Below are 3309 nucleotides of genomic sequence, written 5' to 3'. Positions count from 1 at the left end.
GCACGCCTTTTAATATCGGTCAAGCGATTCGTCTGACTGGCTTTCAACTGCACGAATGCTTTGCTTTAGCCGCCGGATTAGACCCGAAAGCCGACAATCCCAAGGCAGTGCTTAAAGAAATTTTAGATTGGACGGGTGGCAAACCTTTCCTCACTCAAAAGCTTTGTAAAATGGCGATCTCCTCTTTAAATTTTATTCGTGAAGGTGAGGAAGCAGAGGCGATCGAAAATCTGGTGAAAAGCTGTATAATCGAAAATTGGGAAGCCCAAGACGAACCAGAGCATTTGCGGACGATACGCGATCGCCTCTTGGGGCGCGACCCCAACAGCAGTAAACTTTTAGCTTTATACCAGCGAATTTTGCTCGCAGGGGAAATTCCAGCTAATGACACTCCCGAAGAAATGGATTTGCGCCTGAGTGGTTTGGTAGTCAAACAGCAAGGCAAGTTAAGGGTTTATAATAACATTTACAAGTTAATTTTTAACTCTGGTTGGGTTCAACAAAAATTAGCCGAACGACGACCTTACAAAGCAGATTTTGAAGCTTGGTTAGTTTCAGGTCGTTTAGATGAATCGCGATTGTTGCGAGGAGAAAAATTACAGGCAGCTTTAGCGTGGGCAGCAGATAAAACATTAACTTCTCAGGACTATGATTTTTTGAATGCCAGCCAGAAAAATATCTTATTCACAATTAAACAAAATAATTATTCTAGATATGATGAGAATCGCTCTACAAACAACGATGCTCAATTTTTATACGATCACTTTCTCTACTTAGTACAAAAAGAGTCACCGACGAAGTTAATTGAGCGTTTTCGCAAGTTGTTTATCGACGGGATGGGTTATCCCGATCCGGAAATTGAAGCGGCTCTATACAGAATTATTGCTTTTTTAGGTAACGAACAAGAATTTATCAATTTGCTCAACCGTTGCTGCCATATCCTCATCAATCGTTGGCAGTTGCACTCGCACAAACAAAGTGCGATCGCTGACTTAGTGGCTTTGTTTAAAAATTCTTCTTCCCGTTTTATTTACTTAGCATCTCGTTCTCACTTAGTCAAGCGCTTGCAAGAGTTGCTATTACATTTCACTGCCAGTGAAGAGTATCAAACTCTACAACGTTTGGCACAAGTTGTAGAGCCTACTCTGCCTCTAAATATGGCAGAAGTCAATACTTCTTTAGGTCAATTAATTTGCCGATATCCTTATTTGTATACTCATTATTTGCTACCTGAAAATAACTCTTACGAACACAGACAAACAATTCGAGAAATCCAACGTCAAAAGCAGCGCGAATATGAGTTAAATTTTGCCCAATATATGCCTTATTTGATTGGGCGAAGGCAAATTAATTATTCTGCATCATCAATACAAGAAACAGAAATTTCTCTCGCCAATCCCACTTTACTAAGCGATGGAGAATTGTATTCGGCTATTAATGAATTTGTCGGCAAAGTCGAAGAATCTTACACATACCGAGACTTGGCAACTGTTTTCCTAACTCGTGTAGCGAGGGCGAAATCTTACCGAGCATTTAAAGCCGATCTATACGAATACCTGATTGCTTCTATCGAGACGAAATACGGCAAGCACCAATTTAACGATCGCTTGTACAAGCAATTAAAAAATACATTTCCCGAAAACGATAACCAAAAATTAGATGAATTCTTATTGATGCGGACTTGCAGCCAACTATTCAACTTTTTGGTAGAAAGTCCCCAACACTCCAATTATTATCTTTTTATTGACATGATTTCTAATATGGGCACCCTCCGCACAATCGGTTTGTTGCTCAAAATCGTCTTACTTTCCAGCAAAGTTAAGCCGCATCTAGAAAAGCGCTTTTCGCTTTTGTTTAATTACTATGAATCTAAAACTGTAAATGAAATATTGTGGCTGGTCAAATCTCTGGAAAATTTAAATGTAGCCTTGGTAACCAATTTTGGTGGATTGGATTTGTCTTTTATAGAACGCAATCTTATTTAACTCGATTTGCGATCGCCTTCGCAACCTCTGTAGAGAATGTCGAGAGGTTGCGTACAACATCTGTACATTATAGACAAGGAGATGTCCAATTAATCTATCTACCAAAAGAAGGAGCTAATGTCATAATTCCCGCCAGAGAAACTCCTTCTAGAGAGCGGTTTAAATGATGAGCCAGATCGGGTACGAATAGGATATTAAATCTCATGGAGTTTGTATTCAATGAAACTGAATTTTGTGACAAAACGGCTATCAACTGTAGGACGGTGGATGGCTACGGCTCTGTTTTGCGTATCGGCGATCGCCTTCTTTTGGGTAGGAGCATTCTTCTCGAACAGCCCAGCAATGGCTGCACCTCTTACAAACGCGATCGCATCAGCAGATGTGGGCAGTCAGGCTCAAGGAAAAGCCAGTGAAGACGCTGGACGAACCAAAAATTTTGTCCGAGATGCGGCAGAGCAAGTTAAGAAAACGGCAAATAAAAATGCCAGTCGCGTTGAGCAAGCAACCGGCAGCGATGGTAATTTCATCGAGCGCAAAGCTAAGAGAGATGCAGATCGAATTGAGAAACGCGCAAATGAAGACTCCGCTCGCACTCAAGAAGCAATAGACAACACGAAGAATGCTTTGGAAAGTGCTATTGATGGCATCAAAGATGCTTTTGGCAAGTAAAAAATAGTTACTAATTTGAAATATCGATGTACGTTGAAATATGTTCAATGTACATCGGTTGGCTTATTTTAGTATCAAAAAAACAGCACAAAATGCTTACCTAAAATTTAAAATCGATGGATGGGAATTTCAATTACAAATTCTGTCCCCTTGCCCAGTTCGGAATTACAATTTAACTGGCCACCATGTTTTTCGACTACAATCTGGTAGGAAATAAACAACCCCAAACCCGTACCCGAACCTACGGGTTTAGTGGTAAAAAAAGGCTCGAATATTTTAGAGAGGATTGGTTGATTCATGCCGATACCGTTATCTGCGATCGCTATAGCTATGCGTTCTGAATTAATCTGATAAGTCCGAATCGAAATTGTTGGCTGTTGACTGTATCCTTTCTTATATCCTTCCACCAAAGCATCAATAGAATTATTGAGCAGATTCATAAACACTTGGTTTAATTCGCCTGGGTAACAATTGATTAAAGGCAACTGCCCGTACTCTTTATTAACTTCAATTTCGAGAATTTTTCCTTGTCCTTCTTCCTTGGTGCAAGTCGGAGAATGCAGACGATGCTGTAAAAGCAGCAGCGTACTATCGATACCGGAATGAATGTCTACTTGTTTGGCGGCGCTTTCATCGAGGCGAGAAAAATTCCTGA

The 3309-nt window shown here is 40.4% G+C and carries 3 protein-coding genes; 2 read left to right on the top strand and 1 reads right to left on the bottom strand.

Annotation, left to right across the window (positions count from 1 at the left end; translation table 11 throughout):
- Both H6S82_RS25390 and H6S82_RS25385 read left to right on the top strand, forming a co-directional pair.
- On the top strand, window positions 1-1985 hold a 1985-nt coding region (locus H6S82_RS25390), incomplete at its 5' end, for a hypothetical protein (protein WP_199317960.1).
- Between the two features lie 219 nt (window positions 1986-2204).
- A complete protein-coding gene (locus tag H6S82_RS25385) occupies window positions 2205-2654 on the top strand; it encodes a hypothetical protein (protein ID WP_190463601.1) in 450 nt (149 codons plus the stop codon).
- A 107-nt stretch (window positions 2655-2761) separates the two neighbouring features.
- On the opposite strand, the gene H6S82_RS25380 is transcribed toward H6S82_RS25385, so the two are convergent.
- A partial coding sequence (locus tag H6S82_RS25380) for an ATP-binding protein (protein ID WP_191056902.1) occupies window positions 2762-3309 on the bottom strand: 548 nt, incomplete at its 5' end.

The organism is Planktothrix sp. FACHB-1355 (assembly GCF_014748295.1).
In the GTDB taxonomy this organism is placed as follows: Bacteria; Cyanobacteriota; Cyanobacteriia; order Cyanobacteriales; family Aerosakkonemataceae; genus Aerosakkonema; species Aerosakkonema funiforme_A.
Note: the sequence above shows the minus strand (reverse complement) of the source record. Positions and strands in the feature narration are given on the sequence as shown.